At 68.0% G+C, this 20,482-nt stretch carries 21 protein-coding genes and 1 riboswitch; of the genes, 7 read left to right on the top strand and 14 right to left on the bottom strand.

The window, feature by feature from the left end; translation table 11 throughout:
- Window positions 1-22: 22 nt before the first annotated feature.
- The 8 genes from ACQR3U_RS05235 to ACQR3U_RS05270 form a co-directional block, all read right to left on the bottom strand.
- Window positions 23-469, bottom strand: a complete 447-nt coding sequence (locus tag ACQR3U_RS05235) for a DUF7676 family protein (protein ID WP_230809898.1) — start codon at window positions 467-469, stop codon at window positions 23-25.
- On the bottom strand, window positions 466-1,113 hold the full coding sequence (locus ACQR3U_RS05240) for a (2Fe-2S)-binding protein (RefSeq protein ID WP_247849474.1): 648 nt from the start codon (window positions 1,111-1,113) through the stop codon (window positions 466-468). Before ACQR3U_RS05240 ends, ACQR3U_RS05235 begins: the two co-directional genes overlap by 4 nt.
- Window positions 1,106-1,477, bottom strand: coding sequence for a hypothetical protein (locus ACQR3U_RS05245; RefSeq protein ID WP_198162526.1), 372 nt, complete (start codon window positions 1,475-1,477; stop codon window positions 1,106-1,108). The genes ACQR3U_RS05240 and ACQR3U_RS05245 overlap by 8 nt, the downstream gene beginning before the upstream one ends.
- The gene (locus ACQR3U_RS05250; protein ID WP_230809900.1) at window positions 1,474-1,884 is read right to left on the bottom strand and encodes a hypothetical protein; all 411 of its coding nucleotides are present in this window, start codon (window positions 1,882-1,884) and stop codon (window positions 1,474-1,476) included. The genes ACQR3U_RS05245 and ACQR3U_RS05250 overlap by 4 nt, the downstream gene beginning before the upstream one ends.
- 40 nt (window positions 1,885-1,924) lie before the next feature.
- A riboswitch (cobalamin riboswitch) is annotated at window positions 1,925-2,046 on the bottom strand.
- A gap of 18 nt (window positions 2,047-2,064) precedes the next feature.
- Window positions 2,065-2,892 (bottom strand): glycosyltransferase family 2 protein, encoded by an 828-nt coding sequence (locus ACQR3U_RS05255; protein WP_064256564.1) that lies wholly within the window; start codon window positions 2,890-2,892, stop codon window positions 2,065-2,067.
- Window positions 2,889-3,881: a glycosyltransferase gene (locus tag ACQR3U_RS05260; RefSeq protein WP_230809901.1), complete on the bottom strand. Its 993-nt coding sequence runs from the start codon at window positions 3,879-3,881 to the stop codon at window positions 2,889-2,891. The genes ACQR3U_RS05255 and ACQR3U_RS05260 overlap by 4 nt, the downstream gene beginning before the upstream one ends.
- Window positions 3,878-4,957 carry a glycosyltransferase gene (locus ACQR3U_RS05265; RefSeq protein ID WP_006552944.1) on the bottom strand — a complete coding sequence of 360 codons (1,080 nt, stop codon included), beginning with the start codon at window positions 4,955-4,957 and terminating at the stop codon, window positions 3,878-3,880. The genes ACQR3U_RS05260 and ACQR3U_RS05265 overlap by 4 nt, the downstream gene beginning before the upstream one ends.
- Window positions 4,954-6,024 carry a glycosyltransferase family 1 protein gene (locus tag ACQR3U_RS05270; RefSeq protein ID WP_230810008.1) on the bottom strand — a complete coding sequence of 357 codons (1,071 nt, stop codon included), beginning with the start codon at window positions 6,022-6,024 and terminating at the stop codon, window positions 4,954-4,956. The genes ACQR3U_RS05265 and ACQR3U_RS05270 overlap by 4 nt, the downstream gene beginning before the upstream one ends.
- 188 nt (window positions 6,025-6,212) lie before the next feature.
- On the opposite strand from ACQR3U_RS05270, the gene ACQR3U_RS05275 reads away from it, so the two are divergent.
- On the top strand, window positions 6,213-6,791 hold the full coding sequence (locus ACQR3U_RS05275) for a TerD family protein (RefSeq protein ID WP_006552942.1): 579 nt from the start codon (window positions 6,213-6,215) through the stop codon (window positions 6,789-6,791).
- Window positions 6,792-6,900: 109 nt separating this feature from the next.
- Here the strand turns inward: ACQR3U_RS05275 and ACQR3U_RS05280 are convergent, their stop codons facing one another.
- On the bottom strand, window positions 6,901-7,554 hold the full coding sequence (locus tag ACQR3U_RS05280) for a hypothetical protein (RefSeq protein WP_230810009.1): 654 nt from the start codon (window positions 7,552-7,554) through the stop codon (window positions 6,901-6,903).
- A 239-nt stretch (window positions 7,555-7,793) separates the two neighbouring features.
- Between ACQR3U_RS05280 and ACQR3U_RS05285 the strand changes: the two genes are divergently transcribed.
- The 3 genes from ACQR3U_RS05285 to ACQR3U_RS05295 all read left to right on the top strand — a co-directional run bounded on the left by ACQR3U_RS05285 (window position 7,794) and on the right by ACQR3U_RS05295 (window position 12,265).
- On the top strand, window positions 7,794-9,083 hold the full coding sequence (locus ACQR3U_RS05285) for an adenylosuccinate synthase (protein WP_006552940.1): 1,290 nt from the start codon (window positions 7,794-7,796) through the stop codon (window positions 9,081-9,083).
- Between the two features lie 128 nt (window positions 9,084-9,211).
- On the top strand, window positions 9,212-10,750 hold the full coding sequence (locus ACQR3U_RS05290; RefSeq protein ID WP_006552939.1) for an alkaline phosphatase D family protein: 1,539 nt from the start codon (window positions 9,212-9,214) through the stop codon (window positions 10,748-10,750).
- A gap of 33 nt (window positions 10,751-10,783) precedes the next feature.
- Complete coding sequence (locus tag ACQR3U_RS05295; protein WP_024101847.1) at window positions 10,784-12,265, top strand: PLP-dependent aminotransferase family protein; 1,482 nt, start codon at window positions 10,784-10,786, stop codon at window positions 12,263-12,265.
- A gap of 51 nt (window positions 12,266-12,316) precedes the next feature.
- On the opposite strand, the gene ACQR3U_RS05300 is transcribed toward ACQR3U_RS05295, so the two are convergent.
- A complete protein-coding gene (locus ACQR3U_RS05300) occupies window positions 12,317-13,414 on the bottom strand; it encodes a CaiB/BaiF CoA transferase family protein (protein ID WP_230809903.1) in 1,098 nt (365 codons plus the stop codon).
- 106 nt (window positions 13,415-13,520) lie between these two features.
- Window positions 13,521-13,898 carry a nuclear transport factor 2 family protein gene (locus tag ACQR3U_RS05305; protein ID WP_024101846.1) on the bottom strand — a complete coding sequence of 126 codons (378 nt, stop codon included), beginning with the start codon at window positions 13,896-13,898 and terminating at the stop codon, window positions 13,521-13,523.
- Between the two features lie 92 nt (window positions 13,899-13,990).
- Here ACQR3U_RS05305 and ACQR3U_RS05310 point away from each other — a divergent pair, with 92 nt between their 5' ends.
- Window positions 13,991-14,371: a VOC family protein gene (locus tag ACQR3U_RS05310; RefSeq protein ID WP_033096371.1), complete on the top strand. Its 381-nt coding sequence runs from the start codon at window positions 13,991-13,993 to the stop codon at window positions 14,369-14,371.
- Between the two features lie 7 nt (window positions 14,372-14,378).
- On the opposite strand, the gene ACQR3U_RS05315 is transcribed toward ACQR3U_RS05310, so the two are convergent.
- The gene (locus ACQR3U_RS05315; protein WP_230809904.1) at window positions 14,379-14,807 is read right to left on the bottom strand and encodes a hypothetical protein; all 429 of its coding nucleotides are present in this window, start codon (window positions 14,805-14,807) and stop codon (window positions 14,379-14,381) included.
- Between the two features lie 23 nt (window positions 14,808-14,830).
- Entirely contained in the window at window positions 14,831-17,614 is a 2,784-nt protein-coding gene (locus ACQR3U_RS05320; RefSeq protein ID WP_230809905.1) for a vitamin B12-dependent ribonucleotide reductase, read from the bottom strand.
- 107 nt (window positions 17,615-17,721) lie between these two features.
- On the opposite strand from ACQR3U_RS05320, the gene ACQR3U_RS05325 reads away from it, so the two are divergent.
- The gene (locus tag ACQR3U_RS05325; RefSeq protein WP_006552932.1) at window positions 17,722-18,204 is read left to right on the top strand and encodes a DUF456 domain-containing protein; all 483 of its coding nucleotides are present in this window, start codon (window positions 17,722-17,724) and stop codon (window positions 18,202-18,204) included.
- Between the two features lie 90 nt (window positions 18,205-18,294).
- Here the strand turns inward: ACQR3U_RS05325 and ACQR3U_RS05330 are convergent, their stop codons facing one another.
- On the bottom strand, window positions 18,295-19,692 hold the full coding sequence (locus ACQR3U_RS05330; RefSeq protein WP_033096189.1) for an FAD-dependent oxidoreductase: 1,398 nt from the start codon (window positions 19,690-19,692) through the stop codon (window positions 18,295-18,297).
- A 292-nt stretch (window positions 19,693-19,984) separates the two neighbouring features.
- Between ACQR3U_RS05330 and ACQR3U_RS05335 the strand changes: the two genes are divergently transcribed.
- Window positions 19,985-20,431: a membrane protein gene (locus ACQR3U_RS05335; protein WP_006552930.1), complete on the top strand. Its 447-nt coding sequence runs from the start codon at window positions 19,985-19,987 to the stop codon at window positions 20,429-20,431.
- The last annotated feature ends 51 nt before the right edge of the window (window positions 20,432-20,482 follow it).

The following is a 20,482-nucleotide window of genomic DNA, read 5'->3' on the forward strand; positions in this document are numbered from 1 at the left end:
CACTCATGTGTGCCGGAAGCCCCTACCTGTGCGATCGCGTGGATCGGGTTCCAGCCCCAGAAATTCCGCGGATGCGGTCCCACGCCTCGAGGTGCTCCCAGACCGGTTCCTCCGTCAGTCGCTGGGTGTTGATGAGAAACGGGGTGGGCAGCATGATCGTGAGCATCTGCTCGTCCCGGCCGTTGAACATGCGCAGACCCCAGGAGGTGACGGTGTCGTCCCTGCCGATCCTGCGGTACAACTCGGCGCGACCGCAGCGGCGGATCCGGCCGAGTTCCGGCCCACTCGCGGTGTGTTCGCCGATGCAGAGATGGAAGTGCCACCGACCGAAGTCGACGGTGACGTACCCGTCGTACATCCCGATCTTCTTCGGTGCGTTCGGGGCCGCGACCTCCAGTGCCGAGCCTTCGATGAGCAGACCGAACCACATGTCGTTCCAATAGTTCTCGGGATCGAACACGACGGTCACGGCATCTCCTTCGAGCGGTCGTCCGGCGGGGTGGGGAAGACGCAGTCGCCGCAGACCCCGCCGGTGGGTGTGCGGTAGTAAAGACAGCAACTACGGCGACGGCCGGTCGCCGGGTCCACAGTGTCCGCCAGACGCGGATCGGACAGAAGGTCATCGACGAGAGGCTGTGCATCGGAACCGATCACCCGACCGGCACCGATCAGAGCGGATGCCGCGTTGCCCCACAACAGGCCGGCCGCGACCACGTCGCGCCACGCATGGACGAGAGGTTCGATCTGCCGGTCGAGGACTTCCGTCACGATGTCGTCGCCGAATCCGGGTTCGGTGATGTGCAGGTGCAGTCCGGCGTCGTTCCGCCACAGGAGTTGCTCGGGATCGAGCCGGATGCATCGTCCGGAGTCGACGACGGAACCGATCGCCACCGACCACACGCGTGCGACGTATCCGAAGAAGAGGGTCGATGCCGCCACGCGCGGTTCGTCGGTGTCCATCCGCGCGGCAGTATCGGCCACCAGAGCGTCGCGGGTCGCGGGGTCGGCCAGATCTGCGGTGGGACACCATCTGTCGTCGGCAGGTCCGGTACTCACGCGGAAGTACGGGCTCCATACGGCGATTCGCTCGAGAACCCCGATCGCATCAGACACGGCTGTCCTCCGCTTCCAGGTCGAACACCATCCTACGAGGATCGAACCGCATGCGTCCGCGATCGAACGCCGCTCCGATACGGCCGGATTCGGCGAGAGCAGCGGGAGTGTCGCATGTCAGTGTGCGGTCTGCTTCGAGCAGCCACATCCGGTCGGACACCCGTAGTGCGAGTTCGAGTTCGTGGGTGGACATGACGACCGCCAGATTCTGCTCGCGCGCCAGGCGTCCGAGCACGTCGACGAGTTCACCCCGTCGAGCAACGTTCACCTTCGAAGCGATCTCCGTGACCGTCCTGCCACGGAAGGCACGACGACGGGCGTGGCCGATGGTCAGATCGCGTAGTTCCACGCCGGTGGAGGTCACAGTGCCGCTCCCAGTGTTCCACGCCGTGAACGAATCAGGACGGCGATGACCACGGGCGCCCCCACGATGGCCGTGACGGCGTTGAGGGGGAACACGGTGGCCCCGAGCGCCGCGGCGATCACCACACCGGCGCGGCCGAGTCCGGCCAGCCCCGCGGTGAACCCGCCGACGCCGCCACCCACGAGCCAGGTCGGGGCGTCGGCCGCCTGCGCGACCACGGCTTCGAAATCGGCGTCGACTATCTCGGACTTGTCGGGAAAGTAGTCGACCGAGGCATCGAAGTCGGTGATGCACTCGTCCGAGGCGTCGTTCTCGGTGTCGGAACCCGCCGTCGAACATCCGGCGAGCAGAAGGCTCGAGGAGGTCAACGCGACAAGGAGCTTCGGGAAGGCTGCGCGTACACGCACGGCGATTACACCCTCTCTCGGGGAAGTCCGCCCCGGGCAAGGAGGTACGGCGACGTGAGTATCTGGCTCCCGGAGATCGCTCTACCGGTCACAGTGGCGGGACCGCGCCGGAATCACACCGACTTCCTCGTGCGTCGTCGCAATGACGGTGCCGAAATTAGCACACGGAACGAAAAGTCTTCACGGGCCGGTCGTCCGCACCTTCGTCCACCGCTGCGCGTCGGGGTCGAAGGAGACGAGTCCCGTCCGCTCGAACTCGTCGAGCCACCCCCGCATCGGCCACCACCCCCAACGCTGGTGGAACAGCGCGGCATTGGTGAGGATGTCGTCGAGATGCTCGACCGGCGGGCTCGACACCGGGTGGTACTGGTGGAAGGCATGGGCGCCGCCGACCCAGGCCATCGGGACTCCGGCACGGGCGGCCTTCTGTCCGAAATCGGTGTCCTCGCCGCCGTATCCGCTGTATGCGGTGCAGAACCCGCCGATCCGGTCCCACACGAGCGACCGGGACGCGAACGACAGCGACCAGAACAATTCGTGCCTATCGTCCAGCACGATCTCACCCGAGGAGGGGAACGGACGGGCCGGATGCGGATCGATCGCGTCGCCCAGCCGGTCGAGGTCGTAGCCGTCGGCGCCCGGTTCGGACAGATAGGTGACCGGACCGTTGAGCAGCGCAGCCGGGTGCCGGCCGGCCGCCTCGGCGTACCGTTCGATCAGGTCGGGAGCCGGAATGCAGTCGACGTCGAGGAAGACGAGCAGATCCGACGACGCCGTCCGCGCGCCCAGATTCCGTGCCTCTCCGACCGGCAGTTTCGCGGAGTCGACGTCCATCTCCACCACTCGCGCCGACGAGCCGGCCGTGGCGACGACCTCCGTGACCTCCGGGTCACCCATCGCGACAACGATGTGCTCGTCGGGTGTCCGGGTGCTGCGTGCGAGGCCGTCGAGTTGGCGTCGCAGATGCGTGCCGCGACCTGCGGCGACCGTGACGACCGAGACGGTCACGATCGCTCCGCTAGGTCGTCCAGGATCGCCGCCGCGCGCGCCGCGGCACCGTCGACCTGCCAGCGTTTCCATTCGACGGGGTCGAGGCCGCGTGCTCGCTCGATCAGTTCGGGCCAGCGGTCCGGGTCGGGCCACCCGTCGAGACCCACCGCCAGTCCGGACTTCTCCAAAGCCGTTGCGGTGGAACGCTGTTCGTCGAACGGACGGGGTTCGGCGATCACGACCGCAGGTCGCGCGGCGGCCGCGATGTCGGCGACGGTGTTCTGGCCCGCATGCCCGATCACGACGTCGGCGCCGGTGAGGACGGGCCACGGATCGTCGACCCACGGGCCGCCCGCGACACTGAGACCCTCCCACACGTACTGGGGGTAGCGTGACGAGAACCGGTGCAGATCGTCGACGGTGATCGACGATCCGCCGCTGCCGCTCATGACGAGGACCCTCGGCTTCTCACCGGCTGTGCGGGTGGGAGACGGGCGTCCGTCGAAACGGCTGATCCCGCCGACGTACGAGGTGGTGTACGAGCGCAGCCAGTGCGGATCGTAGACGTCCTGCGACCACGGTGCGATGAGATGGTCGGCGACGCGGTAGGCCAGCGTGTGGGCGGTATCGGTGCGCTCGCCCGGCATCGCGAGCACCACGACGGGGATCCCGTACAAGCGGGCGAGGAGCGTCACCTCCACCGACACATCCACTACCAGCAGGCTCGGGCGGGTCGCGGCGATCCACGACCCCAGCGCGTGCATGCGTTCGCGGAGACCGTCGTCGTGGGTGGGAACCCAGTGGAGGACGTCGTGGGCCGTCGTGTCCTGCGCGGTGTCGACGGCGAGGTCGTCGCGGGGGAGCAGCACGACGTCGTCGAAGACGTCGGCGGCAGTGCCGAGCGGCGCCGACGACAATGCCGTCACCGGCGTCCGCAGATCCGCGCAGATGCTGCTCGCGCGGGTGCGGTGTCCGTGCCCGTGGTGATGGATGTAGTAGCCGATCATGCCGCTCCCGCGAGTTCCCGATACAGCGAGACGTAGGCATCGACCATCGTGCGTTCCGAACAACGCTCCTCTGCGCGGGCTCGGGCGGAGGCACGGGACAGACCGACAGCGCGGGGTACCGCCTCGGCCAGGCCGTTGATGTCGTCCGGCGCGACCAGGCATCCGCTGCTCTCGTCGACGACCTCCGGGATGCCGCCGCGCGCGAAGGCCACCACGGGTGTCCCGCATGCCAGGGACTCGGCGACGACGAGCCCGTACGGTTCGTCCCATTGCGGGGTGATGAGTGCTGCTGCCGAACGTCCCACCGCGGCAGCGAGATCCGGCTGGGAAAGATGACCGAGATAGATCACGTCGGGACCGAGGAACGGTTCGACGTGTTCCGCGAAGTACCCCCGGTTGCTGATCGGGCCCGCGATCCGCAGCCGGTAACCGACCCGGCGCGCGGCCTCGATCGCGAGATGCGCGCCCTTCTCCGGCACGAGGCGGCCGAACCAGATCAGATCCTCACCTCCCGAACCGACCGGCCACGCTCCGAGATCGACACCGTTGGGCACGACCGCCACCGGACCGGGCGTGACGTGTTCCCAGGCCGTCGCGGTGTGCCGGCTGACCGCGACGAACGTGCCCGGGCACCCACCCGGAGTCGCCATCGCCGATTCGAGCCACGGCGTCGGCGGCGTGTGCAGCGTGCAGAGCAGCGGGGTGTGCAACATGCGGGCCATCGCTATCGGCAGGTAGTGCAGGCTGTGGTTGTGCACGACGTCGAAGGCATCGGCGGACGGTCCGGCGAGATCGAGCATCAGCGACAGGTAGGCGTGGTGGTCGCCGAGGAAGCCGTTCGCCGGGGGCATCGACACGTCGCTGCGTGCGAGTTCGCTGACCTCGAAGGACGGCACCTCGAGGAACGAGGCCGGAAGTTCCGGATCGGATCCCGGTGCGGCGAAGAGCGTCACCTCGTGGCCGTCCTTGCCGAGCGCGTGGGCGAGATGCCACACGTGCGCTTCGAGTCCGCCGGCGAAGGGCTGGCGGATCGGATATCTGTTCGACGCGACGAGTGCGATGCGCAACGGCGTCATGATCTGCTCCGGCTGCTCATCGCGCGCAGGTAGATATCGCGATGGGCGCGGGCCAGCGCGCGACGTTCGTCCATACGTTGCGACCAGTCGGCTCGCGGAAGATCCCTGCTCTCGTACAGTTCTCGCACGCAACGATCGAGCGAGTCGGCTTCGAAGGTGTCCTCGTCGTAGGTGTACACCCCGCACCGACGCTGCTCGCCGTAGAAGCCGCAACTCGGCGCGATCACAGCGGTGCCGAGGTCGAAACACGCCTCGAGCCAACCCGAATGGGTTCCGAAACGGTAGGGCAGTACCGACACCGACAGATCCGAGAGGTACTGCCACAGTTCGTCGTCGGAGAAGTACGGATGCACCCGCACGTCCACCTGGGGTTGCTCGCCGTACTGCAGGATGCGGGAACCGGCTTCCGGGTTGTACCAGTACGCATTGTCGGGATCGAAGATCTCGTCGTGCACGTTGATCTGCAACACCGCATCGGGTAGCGAGCGCACGGTCTCGGCCAGCGTGTCGAGCACCGGGAACAGATCCATGTTCGCGCGCAGGCTCTTCGCGTGGACTCCCACGACGAACGGACTTTCGTCGCGACGCGGTCGCTCGAGCCAGTGCTGTTCGACGACGTGCGGATGCGGCACGACCGTCGCCTCCCGGCCCCAGCGCAGACGGATCCGCTCGGCGGCGCCCGGCGTGAGGGTGATCAGTTCGTCCGCGGCCGGAATCAGCACGTCGAGTTGCTTGTGGTGCTCACCGGGGGTGGGATGGTGCGGGTTCCGCAGGTCGTGCACCGTGTACACGAGAGGCTTGTCGCGCTCGGCGAGTTCGGCGACGACGTCCTGCAGCTGCTCCGCGCCGATCGCGTCGAATCCGAAATGGATGTGGAAGACGTCGAATTCCTCGTGGTGGTCGCTCACCCAGCCCGGTTCGAGCATCAACGGCGGCCACCAGCCCCCGGGAACCTTGCGGCCGTCGGCGGGAACCGGATCCGTCAACCGGATCACGTCGTCGCCCTCCGGGCAGGCGAGGTGCCGGACGTAGACGTGCGACGCAGGCACCGACGCGACTCGAATCACCACAACCGACCCTCTTCTCCCTCGCGCGACATTCGCCGTACACACCGAAAGGCCGGGAACGCCGTCCCCGGCCATCGTCCGGTGCCCTGCGGCTACCCCCGCGGGACGGCCTTCACACGTCCTGCCCGACTCGTCCGGTCTTCACTAGGGTGGCGGTAGGCAACGATCATCGAGCGAGAGGATTCGGTATGGGTGTGAGCTTGGCCAAGGGCGGCAACGTTTCGCTGTCGAAGGAGGCTCCGAACCTGACGGCGGTGACGGTGGGTCTCGGCTGGGACGTGCGCGCGACGACCGGCGCGGACTTCGATCTCGACGCCAGTGCACTGCTGACGAGCGAGAACGGCAAGGTCCTGTCCGACCAGCATTTCGTCTTCTACAACAACCTGCGTTCGCCGGACGGCTCCGTCGAGCACACCGGCGACAACCTCACCGGTGAGGGCGAGGGCGACGACGAGAGCGTGAACGTCGACCTCGTCGCCGTTCCCGCGGAGGTCAAGTCGATCGTCTTCCCGGTGTCGATCCACGACGCCGACGCGCGGGGCCAGTCGTTCGGTCAGGTGCGCAACGCGTTCATCCGCGTCGTCGACCGCGCCGACGGCCGGGAACTCGCCCGCTACGACCTCACCGAGGATGCGTCCACCGAGACCGCGATGGTCTTCGGTGAGCTGTACCGCCACGGTGGCGAGTGGAAGTTCCGCGCCATCGGCCAGGGCTACGCCTCCGGTCTGGCGGGCATCGCACGGGACTACGGCGTCAACGTCGGCTGAGCCGACAGGGGTCAACGTCGGCTGAGCCGACAGGGGTCAACGTCGGCTGAGCCGACAGGGGTCAACGTCGGCTGAGCCGACAGGGGTCAACGTCGGCTGAAGATGGGTTTCAGCGGACGAGCTTCCACTTCTTGTCGTGCCGGTAGAAGGTCGACCGCTTGAGAGCCCGGGGGTTCGCGACCCCGTCGCGGGTGACGACTGCGGCAGGGGAACCCAACTGCATGGCCCGGCCCGTCAGCCACTTGTAGCCGCCGAACCAGCGCGGCCGGTCGATCGCGGCCCGCAGACCGGGCATCGCGGGTGTGGGTTCGACGCGGATGCCGGGCACCGTGCCGGAGAACAGGCGGGTGTCATCGACGTAGGCCTCCCCGACGAGCGCATCGCCGTTCTCACCGTACAGCAGCGCACGGCCGACGAGGGCGATACCGGCGTCGTCGCGGATGAGCGGCAACGGCTTCGCGACCCCCTGCAGGGCGACGGTGGCGGCCTTCGACCCCGTCCGCAACCCGTACGCCTCCGTGGCCGGGGTTCGTGTCTCCGGGACGTACGCGACCTCCAGGTCGAGGCGTTCGGTGCGCATCAGCCGGGTGACGGTCGCGGCGAACGCCGCGTCGTTGCCTACGACGATCAGACGAGGGTCCTCTACTGACTCGAGATGCGCGAAGACGTCCTCGAAGTCGTCCTTCTCGGGGAGGGCAGGCGCAGACAGTGCGGTCACGGGGGTCAGCGCCAACGGCAATGGCACGTCACCGCATCTGAGCACTACCGGGGTCAACGGGTCTCCTCGAGGGGTCGGGTTCGTCGGGCTCTCGGCTGCGTCCACTGTAATGGGAGGGCGGCGGCGACCCGCCACCGCGCGCCGCAGCTCCGGCGCTTCTGCAGTCCCGTCATTCGCGCTCGTCGGAGGGTGGACTACACTGTGGTCCCGGCTGCTGCCCGGTTGGGCAGGACCCTGCAGGCGAGACCGCCCGCACGTAGACACCTGCCTGAGGAGAGCGCGACATGCCGGCAATCGTCCTGATCGGAGCCCAGTGGGGCGACGAGGGCAAGGGCAAAGCTACCGATCTACTCGGCGGACGTCTGCAGTGGGTCGTGCGCTACCAGGGCGGCAACAACGCCGGTCACACGGTCGTGCTGCCCAACGGCGACAAGTTCGCCCTGCACCTGATCCCGTCGGGCATCCTGACGCCCGGCGTCAACAACGTCATCGGCAACGGTGTCGTGGTGGATCCGGGTGTGCTGCTCACCGAGCTCGAAGGCCTCGAGAAGCGCGACGTCGACACGTCCCGTCTGCTGCTCTCGGCCGATGCGCACCTGATCATGCCGTACCACGTGGCCATCGACAAGGTCACCGAACGCTTCCTCGGCAAGAAGAAGATCGGCACCACCGGACGCGGTATCGGCCCCTGCTACCAGGACAAGATCGCCCGCGTGGGCGTGCGGGTCGCCGACGTGCTCGACGAGAAGATCCTCACCCAGAAGGTCGAGGCCGCACTGGAATTCAAGAACCAGGTGCTCGTCAAGATCTACAACCGCAAGGCGCTCGACCCGCAGCAGGTGGTCGACGAGGTCCTCACCCAGGCCGAGGGTTTCAAGCACCGCATCACCGATACGCGCCTCGAACTGAACAAGGCGCTCGAGCGCGGCGACACGATCCTCCTCGAGGGTTCGCAGGGCACGCTGCTCGATGTCGACCACGGCACCTATCCGTACGTGACGTCGTCCAACCCCACTGCCGGCGGCGCCGCTGTCGGTTCGGGTATCGGCCCGGCGAAGATCTCGACGGTGCTGGGCATCCTCAAGGCCTACACCACCCGCGTCGGCTCGGGTCCGTTCCCGACCGAGCTGTTCGACGACCACGGCGCCTACCTCGCCAAGCAGGGTGGAGAGGTCGGTGTCACCACCGGTCGCGCCCGCCGCACGGGATGGTTCGACGCCGTCATCGCCCGCTACGCGACCCGCGTCAACGGCATCACCGACTACTTCCTCACCAAGCTCGACGTGCTGTCGGGTCTCGACACCGTGCCGATCTGCGTCGGCTACGAGGTCGACGGTGTGCGTATCGACGAGATGCCGATGACGCAGACCGACGTGCACCACGCCAAGCCGATCTACGAGGAGATGCCGGGCTGGTGGGAGGACATCACCCACGCCCGCACCTTCGAGGAGCTGCCGAAGAACGCGCAGAACTACGTGCTGCGTCTCGAGGAGCTCTCCGGCGCCTACATCTCCTGCATCGGTGTGGGGCCGGGCCGCGACGAGACGATCGTCCGGCGCGACGTCATCCGCTGACGGGGTAGCTCCCGGCCCGCGCCGATTCGTCGTCGGACGGGCGCCGATCCCTCACTGCATGTTCACCGACGGTTCGCACGGACTGTGCACGCTCGTCCCGCACAGTCCGTCGGACCCCGGGGAGAACCATGTACGTGTCCCGTCGAACCCTGCTGCGCACCGTCGCGCTCGGAGCCCTCGCGGCTCCGGCGGTGGCGTGCTCGTCGGGAAGTTCCGTTGCAACGCCGAGCCTCGTCCGTGAGCGGCCGATCCTCACCCACGGTGTGGCCACCGGCGACGTGCGGGCCGACGGGGCGCTCGTGTGGGCGCGCTCGGATCGACCGGCGCGGCTCGTCGTGGAGACGGCGGCCACCGAATCCTTCACCGATCCCGTCCGACACGTGGGTGGTCTGCTGACGCCCGAGACGGACGGAACCGGCCGACTGCGGCTGACGGGACTGCCGGCCGGCGAGCAGGTGCACTACCGTGTCGTCCTCGAAGGCGAGGACGGCGCCACGTCCGAGCCGGTGACGGGTCTGTTCCGCACCGCCCCGACCGCACCCGGCGACATCAGGCTGCAGTGGTCCGGCGACACCGCCGGTCAGGGCTTCGGTATCAACCCCGACATCGGTGGGATGACGATCTTCGACACGATGGCCCGTCGCGACCCGCACCTGTTCGTGCATTCCGGCGACGTCGTGTACGCCGACAATCCGCTGAAGGAGACCGTCGAGCTGCCGGACGGCCGGATCTGGCGCAACATCGTCACCGAGGCCAAGAGTGCTGTGGCGCAGACCCTCGACGAGTACCGCGGCCAGTACGCCTACAACCTGATGGACGAGAACTATCGGCGGTTCAACTCCTCCGTCGCGCAGATCGTGCAGTGGGACGACCACGAGACCGTCAACAACTGGTACGCGGGTGAGATCCTGGATCTCGAGCAGTACACCGAGAAGAACGTGGACGTCCTGGCGGAACGAGCTTTTCGTGCCTTCCACGAGTGGCTCCCGCTCGATCCGGCGGAGGCCGTCGACGGACGCATCCACCGGGTCGTGCGGTACGGACCGCTGCTCGACGTCTTCGTACTCGACATGCGGACCTACAAGGACGCCAACGGCACCAACGTCGGCGCGGCGGGGCAGGTGCTCGGCAGCGCGCAGACGCAGTGGCTCATCGACGAACTCACCCGTTCGACCGCCACCTGGAAGATCATCGCCGCCGACCTGCCGATCGGCCTGGTCGTACCCGACGGCGATACGGCCTTCGAAGGAATCGCGAACGGGGACAACGGCGCTCCCTCGGGCCGGGAATCGGAGATCGCGCGGGTCCTGTCGGCGGTCGAGGCGCGCAGGATCACCGGCACCGTGTGGTTGACCGCCGACGTGCACTACACGGCCGCGCATCACTATTCGCCGGACCGCGCCTCGTTCACCGACTTCGACGAGTTCTGGGAGTTCGTCTCGGGACCGCTCAACGCCGGTGCTTTCGGACCCAACGAGCTGGACGGGACGTTCGGTCCCGAGGCCGTCTTCGTGCACGCGCCCCCGGCGGCGAACACCTCGCCGATGGACGGATATCAGCACTTCGGGGAGGTGTTCATCGACGGCGCGACGAAGCAGATGCGGGTGGAGTTGCTCGACTCGCGAGGGACGGTGCTGTTCCGTCAGGTGCTCGATCCACCGGCCTGATCCCGCCCGCGCGATGCGGGGCATACTGGATCGGTGATCACTCGAGCGATCGGAGCCGTGTCGCTCGTCCGCGACCTCGGGAACTGGCAGGATTCGGGGCAGTCGCATTCCCGTCGCTCCGCTCGCCCCGATCCCAGACCCGCCTACCGGGCGCTCGCGGACAGCATCCGCCTGCTCGTGCACGACGGCCGCGTCCCGCTCGGGGTCGCCCTGCCCAGCGAGCGGGAACTCGCCGCGGCGCTGTCGGTGAGCCGCACCACCGTCGCGTCCGCCTATGCGGCGCTGCGGGAAGAAGGCTATCTGCGCAGTCGGCAGGGTGCCCGCAGCACGGTCGCCGTGCCCGCTCGCCGGGGCGCGGAGAACACCGGGTCCCGGATGCCGATCGGCCCGGCGATCGATCTGAGCAACGCCTCGCTGCCCGCGCCGGCAGCGGAGATCGAAGCGGCGTATGCCGCGGCGCTGCGGTCGATGTCGACCTATCTGGACTCGCACGGCATGGAACCGATAGGGGTGTCGGTGCTGCGCGAGGTCATCGCCCGCCGCTACCGCGAGCGTGGACTGCCCACCTCGCCCGACCAGATCATGGTCACCTCCGGGGCGCAGCACGCGATGCGCCTGCTGCTCGGTGTGCTCGACGACCCCGGCGACCGGGTGGTCGTCGACCACCCCACCTATCCCAATGCGCTCGAAGCGATCCGCCGCTACGGCGCGCGCCCGGTGCCGGTTCCGGTGCGCCCGGAGAACGGCCCGCACGGCGGCTGGGATCTCGACGGTGTCGCCAGTGCCGTCCGGCAGACCGCGGCGCGCACCGCCTTCCTCGTCCCCGACTTCCACAACCCCACTGGCCTGTGCCTCGACGAGGACGGCCGCGCCGAACTGGCCCGCATCATGCGCGACACGCGGACCACGCTCGTCGTCGACGAGTCGATGGTCGATCTCTGGCTCGACGCCCCGCCGCCGCCTCCCGTCGCAGCCATGCCTGCCGGCGCGTCGGTGGTGACGGTGGGTTCGACGGCGAAGTCGCTGTGGGGTGGCCTGCGGGTGGGATGGATCCGCGCCGACCGCGACACGATCGTCCGGCTGGCCGGGGCACGGACCGCGGTCGACCTGGGTACGCCTGTCATGGAACAGCTCGCGGCCGCGCATCTGCTCTCCGAAGTCGACGAACTGCTCGAACGTCGCCGCGCCGCGTTGAGGGAACGACGCCGTGCGCTGTGCGCAGCTTTGGACCGGCGGTTGCCCGACTGGGAGTACACGCCGGGCCAGGGCGGGATGTCGTTGTGGGCGCGGATGCCCGAGCCGGTGTCGACCTCGCTGGCTGCCGCCGCGCCGTCCCACGGTGTGCTGCTCTCCGCCGGTCCGCGCTTCGGTGTGCAGGGTGCGTTCGAACATTTCGTGCGCCTGCCGTACACGCAGGATGTCGAGGTCCTCGACGACGCCGTCGAGGCGATGGCCGCCGCCTACGAGCAGGTCGCCTCCGGGCGCACACCCGACGAGGCGCGGCTCGTCGTCTGATCCTGTGCGCCAGGACGATCGTCGGAGCGTCGGCGGGCTCGGGCTGCCGGATCAGACCCAGAGGGTGTCGATGTCGGTGGCCTCGGCCGCCGGACCGACCGGCTCGCCGGCGGGGGTGCGGGAGAAGCGCGGCGCCGGTGCGTGCTGCACGACGCCGTCGATCTCGATCAGCGACCCGCGTGCGACGAGATGCTCGTTCTTCTCCGCCTCGGCCCAGGTGAGGACCGGGGAGACGCAGGCATCGGTACCGAGGAAGATCTCGGTCCACTCGTCGCGGGTCTTCGACAGGAACTTGTCGGTGAAGATCTTCTTCATCTCCGCCCAGCGGGAAGTGTCGAGCTGGTGCGGCAGGTCGGCCGGATCGAGCTCGAGGCCCTGCAGCAGCAGCGCGTAGAACTGCGGCTCGATGGAACCGACGGCCATGTACTTGCCGTCCTTGGTCTCGTAGACCTCGTAGAACGGGGCGCCGGTATCGAGCATGTTGACGCCGCGCTCGTCCGACCACGCGCCGCGACCGCGGAACGCCCACATCATGTGCGAGAGAGCGAGGGCGCCGTCGACCATCGCCGCGTCCACGACCTGGCCCTTGCCGGAGGTCTGACGCTCGACGAGGGCGGACAGGATGCCGAAGACGAGGAACATCGAACCGCCACCGAAGTCGCCGACCATGTTCAGCGGCGGCACCGGACGCTCGCCCTGGCGGCCGATGGCGTGCAGGACGCCGGTGAGGGAGATGTAGTTGATGTCGTGGCCGGCGGCGTTGGCGAGCGGGCCCTCCTGGCCCCAGCCGGTCATGCGGCCGTAGACGATGCGCGGGTTGCGCTCGAGGACCACGTCCGGTCCGAGGCCGAGTCGTTCGGTGACGCCGGGACGGAAGCCTTCGATGAGGACGTCGGCGCGCTCGAGCAGGGTCAGGACCTTCTCGATGTCGGCGGAATCCTTGAGGTTGGCCTCGACGATGCGACGGTTGCGCTGAATCGGATCGCGCTGTCCCTCCGGCGGGATCTCGCCGGGGCGCTGCACGATGACGACATCGGCGCCGAGATCGGCGAGCAGGGTCGCGGCGTGCGGGCCGGGACCGAGACCCTTGAACTCGACGACGCGGACACCCGCGAGCGGACCCTTCTTCTCAACAGCTTCAGCGGACACTCGACGAACCTCGCTCCGATGTGTAGGGACTGTCGCAACGGAGAGTACCTTAGCGAACGTTCAGAATATGGCTCCGGTTGCTGGGGTTCCGGTCGTCGGGAGTGGATCACTCCTCGTAGAGGTCGGCCTCGCTCAGTCCGGTCGCCTCGAAGGCCTCGCCGAGATCGGTGTGGCGGACGACGGTGACCACCTGGTCGTCGACCACCCGGAAGGCGATCGCCTCGTCGCGAGGACCCGGATCGGACGCCCAGGTCACCGTCTCCTCGACCACCACGATTCCGTGGTGGACGAACAGGCGGCCCGGTTGCAGCGTGACCCCTGCCGTCGTCGCCCACTCGCGCAGTTCGTCGAGTCCTTGGTCGGGATCGTCGTCGGGGGTGGGGAGCACGATGTCGTCGCTCGACAACTGCACGAGCGTGTCGATGTCGTTGCTGTTCACAGCGTCGTGCCAGGCCAGGACCGTAGCGATCTCCGAAGTACTCATGATCGAGAGCCTAGTCGCCGGATCGCCGAGGTGGGGGCGTGAATCCGCCGAATCCGCTGTCGCACTCGGGCGCTCCGGAGCACAGTGGACGTATGACGATCACCGGCCAACTCGTGAGCTTCGTCCCGAGCACCGACCTCGACGTCTCGGAGATGTTCTACGTCGACACCCTGCGCTTCCGGAAGCTCTCCCGCGACCCCTTCGCGCTCGTCCTCGACGGAGGCGGCGGCGCACCGGTCCGGGTGACCCTCGTGCAGTCGCGCGAGGAGACCGGCTACACCGTGCTGGGCTGGCGGGTATCCGATCTGGACGGCACCGTCGAACAACTGCGCGAGCACGGCGTGGAGTTCATCCGGTACAACGGCATGGATCAGGACGACCACGACGCGTGGACCGCACCCGACGGTATGCGGGTCGCATGGTTCCGCGACCCGCACGGCAACGTCCTGTCGTTGCTCGAACACCGCACCTGACGCGGCCTCAGCTTGCGAAGGCACCCCACAGGAAGCCGGCGAACAGCACCGCGAAGCCACCCATCTCACCGACGATCAGCGCGGCCATCGCCAGACCCGTCCCGCGCACCGGATGCGCGAACTGATTCGTGGTGTCGCGCAGCGCACCGTGCACGACATAGCTCGCGATCGCGCCGACGAAGAACACCACGATCACCGCGGCCGCGGCGAGGTTCACTGCGGTGGGCCACGCGCTGAGCTCGACGAACACCGCGACCAGCAGCGTCGCGAAGGAATACATCAGGGCCGATCGGTGGGCGATGTCGACGTACGGGTGCGCGAGGTGGTCGTCGGACGTCGCCATCTGCCGGTACTTCCACACGCCGAGAGCGAGCGCAAGAAGGAAGATCGCACCCGCGGCCGTCAGTGTCAGTTCGGTGTCGACTCCCAGGACCATCCCGCCAGTATGGACGCATCACCTCAACTGCAGCCGCTGGTGTTCCCACAGGACGGGCAGGCGTGGCACGACCCGGCCCGTTGCATCTTCACTCCGCACTGCATGCAGTACGGCGCGTCCGGATTCGACGGTGACGGAGCAGCGAGACCACCCGGGGAGGACGTGCTCGCGCTGCTCGTGCTGTGCGTGCCCCGCGGCGCGGTCGCCGGCGGATCGGGCTCACGCACCGGCGGCGTGCTCGTGTACGGCGTGAGCGTGGGGGTGTCGGGCACCGAACGCTCGGCGCCGGTGAGGATGCCCAGTTCGGCGCGCTCGTCGGGTTCGAGATAGTCGATCGCCAGTCGCCGGAAGATGTAGTCGAGGATCGACGTGGCGATCCGCAGATCCGGATCGTCGGTGATCCCGGCCGGCTCGAAACGCGTACTCGTGAAGGCCCGGACGAAGGTGCGCAACGGGACCCCGTACTGCAGACCGTAACTGACCGACATCGAGAAGGCGTCCATGATGCCGGCGAGCGTCGAGCCTTGTTTGGACACGCGCAGGAACATCTCGCCGGGACGCCCGTCGTCGTACTCACCGATCGTGACGAAGCCCTTGCAGTCCGCCACCCGGAACTCGAACGTCCGAGAAGTGCGGGTGCGCGGGAGCCGCTCGCGGCGAGGCGCCGTGGACGGAGCCGCTTCTGCGACAGCAGGGCGCGACGCCGTCGACAACGGTTGTCCCAGTTTGCAGTTGTCACGGTAGATCGCAAGGGCCTTCACGCCCAGGCGCCACGCGTCGACATACATGTCGGCGATGTCGTCGACGGTCGCGGACTCGGGCAGGTTCACCGTCTTGGAGATCGCACCCGACAGGAAGGGCTGCACCGCGGCCATCATCGCGACGTGGCCGCGCGGCGAGATGACGTTGTCGCCCATGGACGTCGCGAACACCGGTGCGTGCTCGTCGCGCACGTGCGGCGCACCGGCGAGATCGTGATGCAGATCGAGGTGCGCCACGATATCGGCGACCTCCGACGGGCTGTAACCCAGACGCGACAGTGCGCGCGGCACACTGCGATTGACGATCGTGAGGCTACCGCCGCCGACGAGCTTCTTGGTCTTCACCAACGCCAGATCCGGTTCGATCCCGGTGGTGTCGCAATCCATCGCGAGCCCGATCGTGCCGGTCGGTGCGAGCACGCTGACCTGGCTGTTGCGCACACCGTGGGCAGAGCCGTCGGCCACGGCGCGGTCCCACGCCTGTCGTGCCGCATCGAGCACGTCGGCCGGTGCGAGATCGGCGTCGATGTCATCGAGTGCGCCACGATGCTTGCCCAGCACGTCGAGCATCGGCGCGCGGTTCTCGTCGAAACCGTCGAACGGTCCGAGGCGCCTCGCCATGTCCGCCGACACGGCGTAGGCGTGACCGGTCATCAGGGCGGTGATCGCCGCAGCCGTCGCGCGTCCGGCCTCGCTGTCGTAGGGCAGGCCCGAAGCCATGAGCAGCGCACCGAGGTTGGCGTAACCGAGCCCGAGCTGCCGGAACCGCCGCGACGTCTCACCGATCCGCTCGGTGGGGTAGTCGGCGCGGCCGACGAGGATTTCCTGCGCGGTGAGCATCACCGCCACGGAGTGACGGAAACCGTCGACGTCGAAGGTGCCGTCCTCGCGCAGGAAGGTCAGCAGATTCAGGCTCGCGAGGTTGCAGGCCGAATCGTCGAGATGCATATACTCCGAGCAGGGATTCGACGCGTTGATCCGGCCGGTCGCGGAGGCGGTGTGCCAGGCATTGATCGTCGTGTCGTACTGGATGCCCGGGTCGGCGCACTCCCAGGTGGCGGCGGCGATGCGCTGCAACAACTCTCGCGCGCGGACAGTCCGGACCGTCTCGCCGGTCGTCACGGTACGCAGCGGCCACTCGGCGTCGGCCACCACCGCGTGCATGAACTCGTCGGTCACGCGCACCGAGTTGTTCGCGTTCTGGTACTGCACCGAATGGATGTCGGTGCCGTCGAGACCCATGTCGAAACCGGCCTCGGCGAGCACCCGCGCCTTGCGTTCCTCGATCGCCTTGCAGTCGACGAACTCCTCGATGTCGGGATGGTCGACGTCGAGGATCACCATCTTCGCGGCCCGCCGGGTCTTGCCGCCGGACTTGATGGTGCCGGCGGAGGCGTCGGCGCCGCGCATGAAGCTGACCGGCCCCGATGCGCTTCCGCCACCGGTCAGCGGTTCGGCCGACGAGCGGATCCGGGAGAGGTTCACCCCGGCGCCCGACCCGCCCTTGAAGATCACCGCTTCCTGCCGGTACCACTCGAGGATCGAGTCGATGCTGTCGTCGACCGACAGAATGAAACACGCGCTGGCCTGCTGCGGAGTGTTCGGCACCCCGATGTTGAACCAGACGGGACTGTTGAACGAGGCCCGCTGGTGGATCAGCAGATAGGTCAGCTCGGCGGCGAACGCCTCCGGATCGTCGAGATGACCGTCGGTGTGCCCCCACGCCGTGATCGTGTCGACGATGCGCGCGATCACGTCGCGCAACGAGTGCTCACGATCCGGGTGTCCGAGCTGCCCGCGGAAGTACTTCTGCGTGACGATGTCGGTGGCGTTCTGCGACCAGAAGGCAGGAAACTCCACATCGGTTTGCTCGAAGACGACACGACCGGTGCCGTGGTGGACGATCCGCGCGTCGCGGCGCTGCCACTCCACCGCCTCGGCGGGATCGACACCGGGCGTCGTGAAGTACCGGACGTCGCCGCGCACCGCGGCGGCTGCGGCGTCCGATGCACTCTTCGGGCTGCTGTGAGGCCTGGTACTGCTCATCGCGTCCTCCCGGGGGCGTGGACCGGTGGCACATATAGTCCCACCATGCTGCCACCGCGTCCCGGTACTCCGCTGTCTTCCGCCCGCTCGACCCGCCCGGTGGCGCCGTGAGTGCCGGCGGCGAACTGCTCGTCGGGCTGGCGATCCTCGTCGGCCTGCTCGGGATCGTGCTGCCGGTCCTGCCCGGCGTCCTGCTGATCTTCGGCGCGATCGCCGTATGGGCGTTCCTCACGGGAGGCACCACCGCATGGATCGTGCTGGGCGTCGCGGCGGTGGCGCTGCTGGTCACCGGCATCGTGAAGTACACCTGGCCCGGCAAGCGACTGCAGCAGGCCGGGGTGCCGAACCGCTCGTTGATCCTCGCCGGTCTGCTCGGCATCGTCGGGTTCTTCGTCGTCCCCGTCGTCGGGCTGTTCCTGGGCTTCCTGCTCGGCATGTACCTGTCGGAGGTGCAGCGGCATCGCACCCACCGCGACGCGTGGGTCTCGACGGTCGCGGCGACCAAGGCGGTCGCGTTGTCGATCCTCGTCGAACTGTTCGGCGGACTCGTCGCGGCGTCGGTGTGGCTGGGCGCCGTCCTGTTCACCTGAGCGCACCCGGAAAGCCGAGCAGACCCGAAAGCGAGGAGGGACCCATCCGCGCGGATGGGTCCCTCCTCGTTCGTGCAGTTCAGGCTGCTGTCACGCCTTGTGCGGCTCGCTCGCGCGGAACATGTCCTCGCGCTCGACGACCTTCACGCGCTCGCGGCCCTCGGCCTCACCGAGGCTGCGCTCGTGCGCGTCGAGGCGGTACCAGCCCTGCCAGGTGGTGTACGGCAGCTGCTTGTCCTCGAGGAACTTCACGATCGCGTCCTCGGACGGATCCTCGGGGGTGTTCAGCCGGCCGGCGGCCCGGTCCTCGAGCAGGTTCGCGACGGTCTCGTTCGCGTCGCCCTTGGTGTGGCCGATCAGGCCGACGGGGCCGCGCTTGATCCAGCCGGTGACGTAGGTGTGCGGCATGAACCGGTCGGGACCCTCGGCGTTCTCGTCGGCGAGCACACGTCCGGCCTCGTTCGGCACGGTGCCGGCCTGCTCGTCGAAGGGCAGCTTGGCGATGTTCTGCGACAGGTAGCCGACCGCGCGGTAGACGGCCTGGACCTCCCAGTCGTTGAACTTGCCGGTGCCGCGCACGTTGCCGGTGCCGTCGAGCTCGGTGCGCTCGGTGCGCAGACCGACGACCTTGCCGTCCTCACCTAGGATCTCGTGCGGGGACTCGAAGAAGTGCAGGAACAGCTTGTGCGGGCGGTTGCCCACATCGCGGATCGCCCAGTCCTGCAGAGTGTTGGCGACCATGTCGACCTGCTTGGAGTTACGCCGCGCCTGCTCGGAGCCCTCGTCGTAGTCGATGTCCTCGGGGTCGACGATGACCTCGATGGTCGGGGAGTGGTCGAGTTCGCGCAGCTCGAGCGGCGTGAACTTGGCCTGCGCCGGACCACGGCGACCGAAGACGTGCACCTCGACGGCCTTGTTGTTCTTCAGACCCTCGTAGACGTTCGGCGGAATCTCCGTCGGCAGCAGCTCGTCGCCGGTCTTGGCGAGCACGCGGGCGACGTCGAGCGCGACGTTGCCGACACCGAGGACGGCGACCTTCTCCGCCTCGAGCGGCCAGGTGCGCGGCACGTCGGGGTGACCGTCGTACCAGGACACGAAGTCGGCGGCGCCGTAGCTGCCGTCGAGATCGATGCCGGGGATGTTCAGCGCGCGGTCCGCGTTCGCGCCGGTCGAGAAGATCACCGCATCGTAGAAACGCTGCAGGTCGTCGAGGTTGAAGTCGCTGCCGTAGTCGAGATTGCCGAGCAGGCGGATCTGCGGCTTGTCGAGCACCTTGTGCAGGGCGGTGATGATGCCCTTGATGCGCGGGTGGTCGGGCGCGACACCGTAGCGGATCAGACCGAACGGCGCCGGCATGCGCTCGAACAGGTCGATGCTGACCCCGGGATCCTGCGCAGTGTCGGACTTCATTAGTGCGTCGGCGGCGTAGATACCGGCAGGGCCGGCACCGACGATCGCGACGCGAAGGGGACGAGTCTGATCGGTCATCAGGGGATCAACTACCTCTTCGGTGTGCGGACGGACATATCCAGCTTAAATTAAGGCTGCCCTCAGTGGGCTCGGCGCAGGTCGCGCGGGGATGACGGCGAAGGAGGACGAATCGAGCCGTCGAGCGAATCGCTTCAGCGACAACACATGTGGGCACCCATACGACACAGGTCGACGGCGAGGCGTCGAACGAGCTGCGTGGTGGCCATGCGACAATTCCTACCTCGAGAGGGTTTTCAGGGCAAATGCGGTCGTGACGGGCCGCGACCTCGCGCCCACTAGGATCGGGCGCATGGCCAAGCGCGGAGCCCCCGAACCCGAACCCGATCCCGGCCCGGATCCCGACGGTCCCACCAGTAGCAGCATAGGGCCTTTCCTCGGAGCCCTCGCGGTCCTGGTGGTGCTCGTCCTCGTCGTCTTCGGCGCCCAGCTCTTCTCCCCGGCGGGCGACGACCTCACCGAGGACGAGATGGTGCGCCGCGCCGTCACCGACTACGTCTCCGCGCACAACGAGAACGACGGACCGATCCTCGACCGGCTGCGGTGCAGCGATCTGCCCGCCGAGGAAGCACCGCTCGCGGACGTCGAGGGACGCGTGGAGCTGCAGGCCACGCAGAACATCGCCGTGGACGGCGATCGGGCCACCGTCGACGTCCGGACCGGCCTCGACGGGGAGACGCAGACCGAGACGTGGCAGGTCGTCCGCATCGACGACGTGTGGCGGATCTGCCGGTTCTGACGTGTCGCCGTGCGTATACGAAGCGGTGCCCGCGTGTACGTCACAGTCCGA

This window comes from Rhodococcus sp. IEGM1339, from assembly GCF_050321925.1.
Lineage (GTDB): Bacteria > Actinomycetota > Actinomycetes > Mycobacteriales > Mycobacteriaceae > Rhodococcus > Rhodococcus pyridinivorans.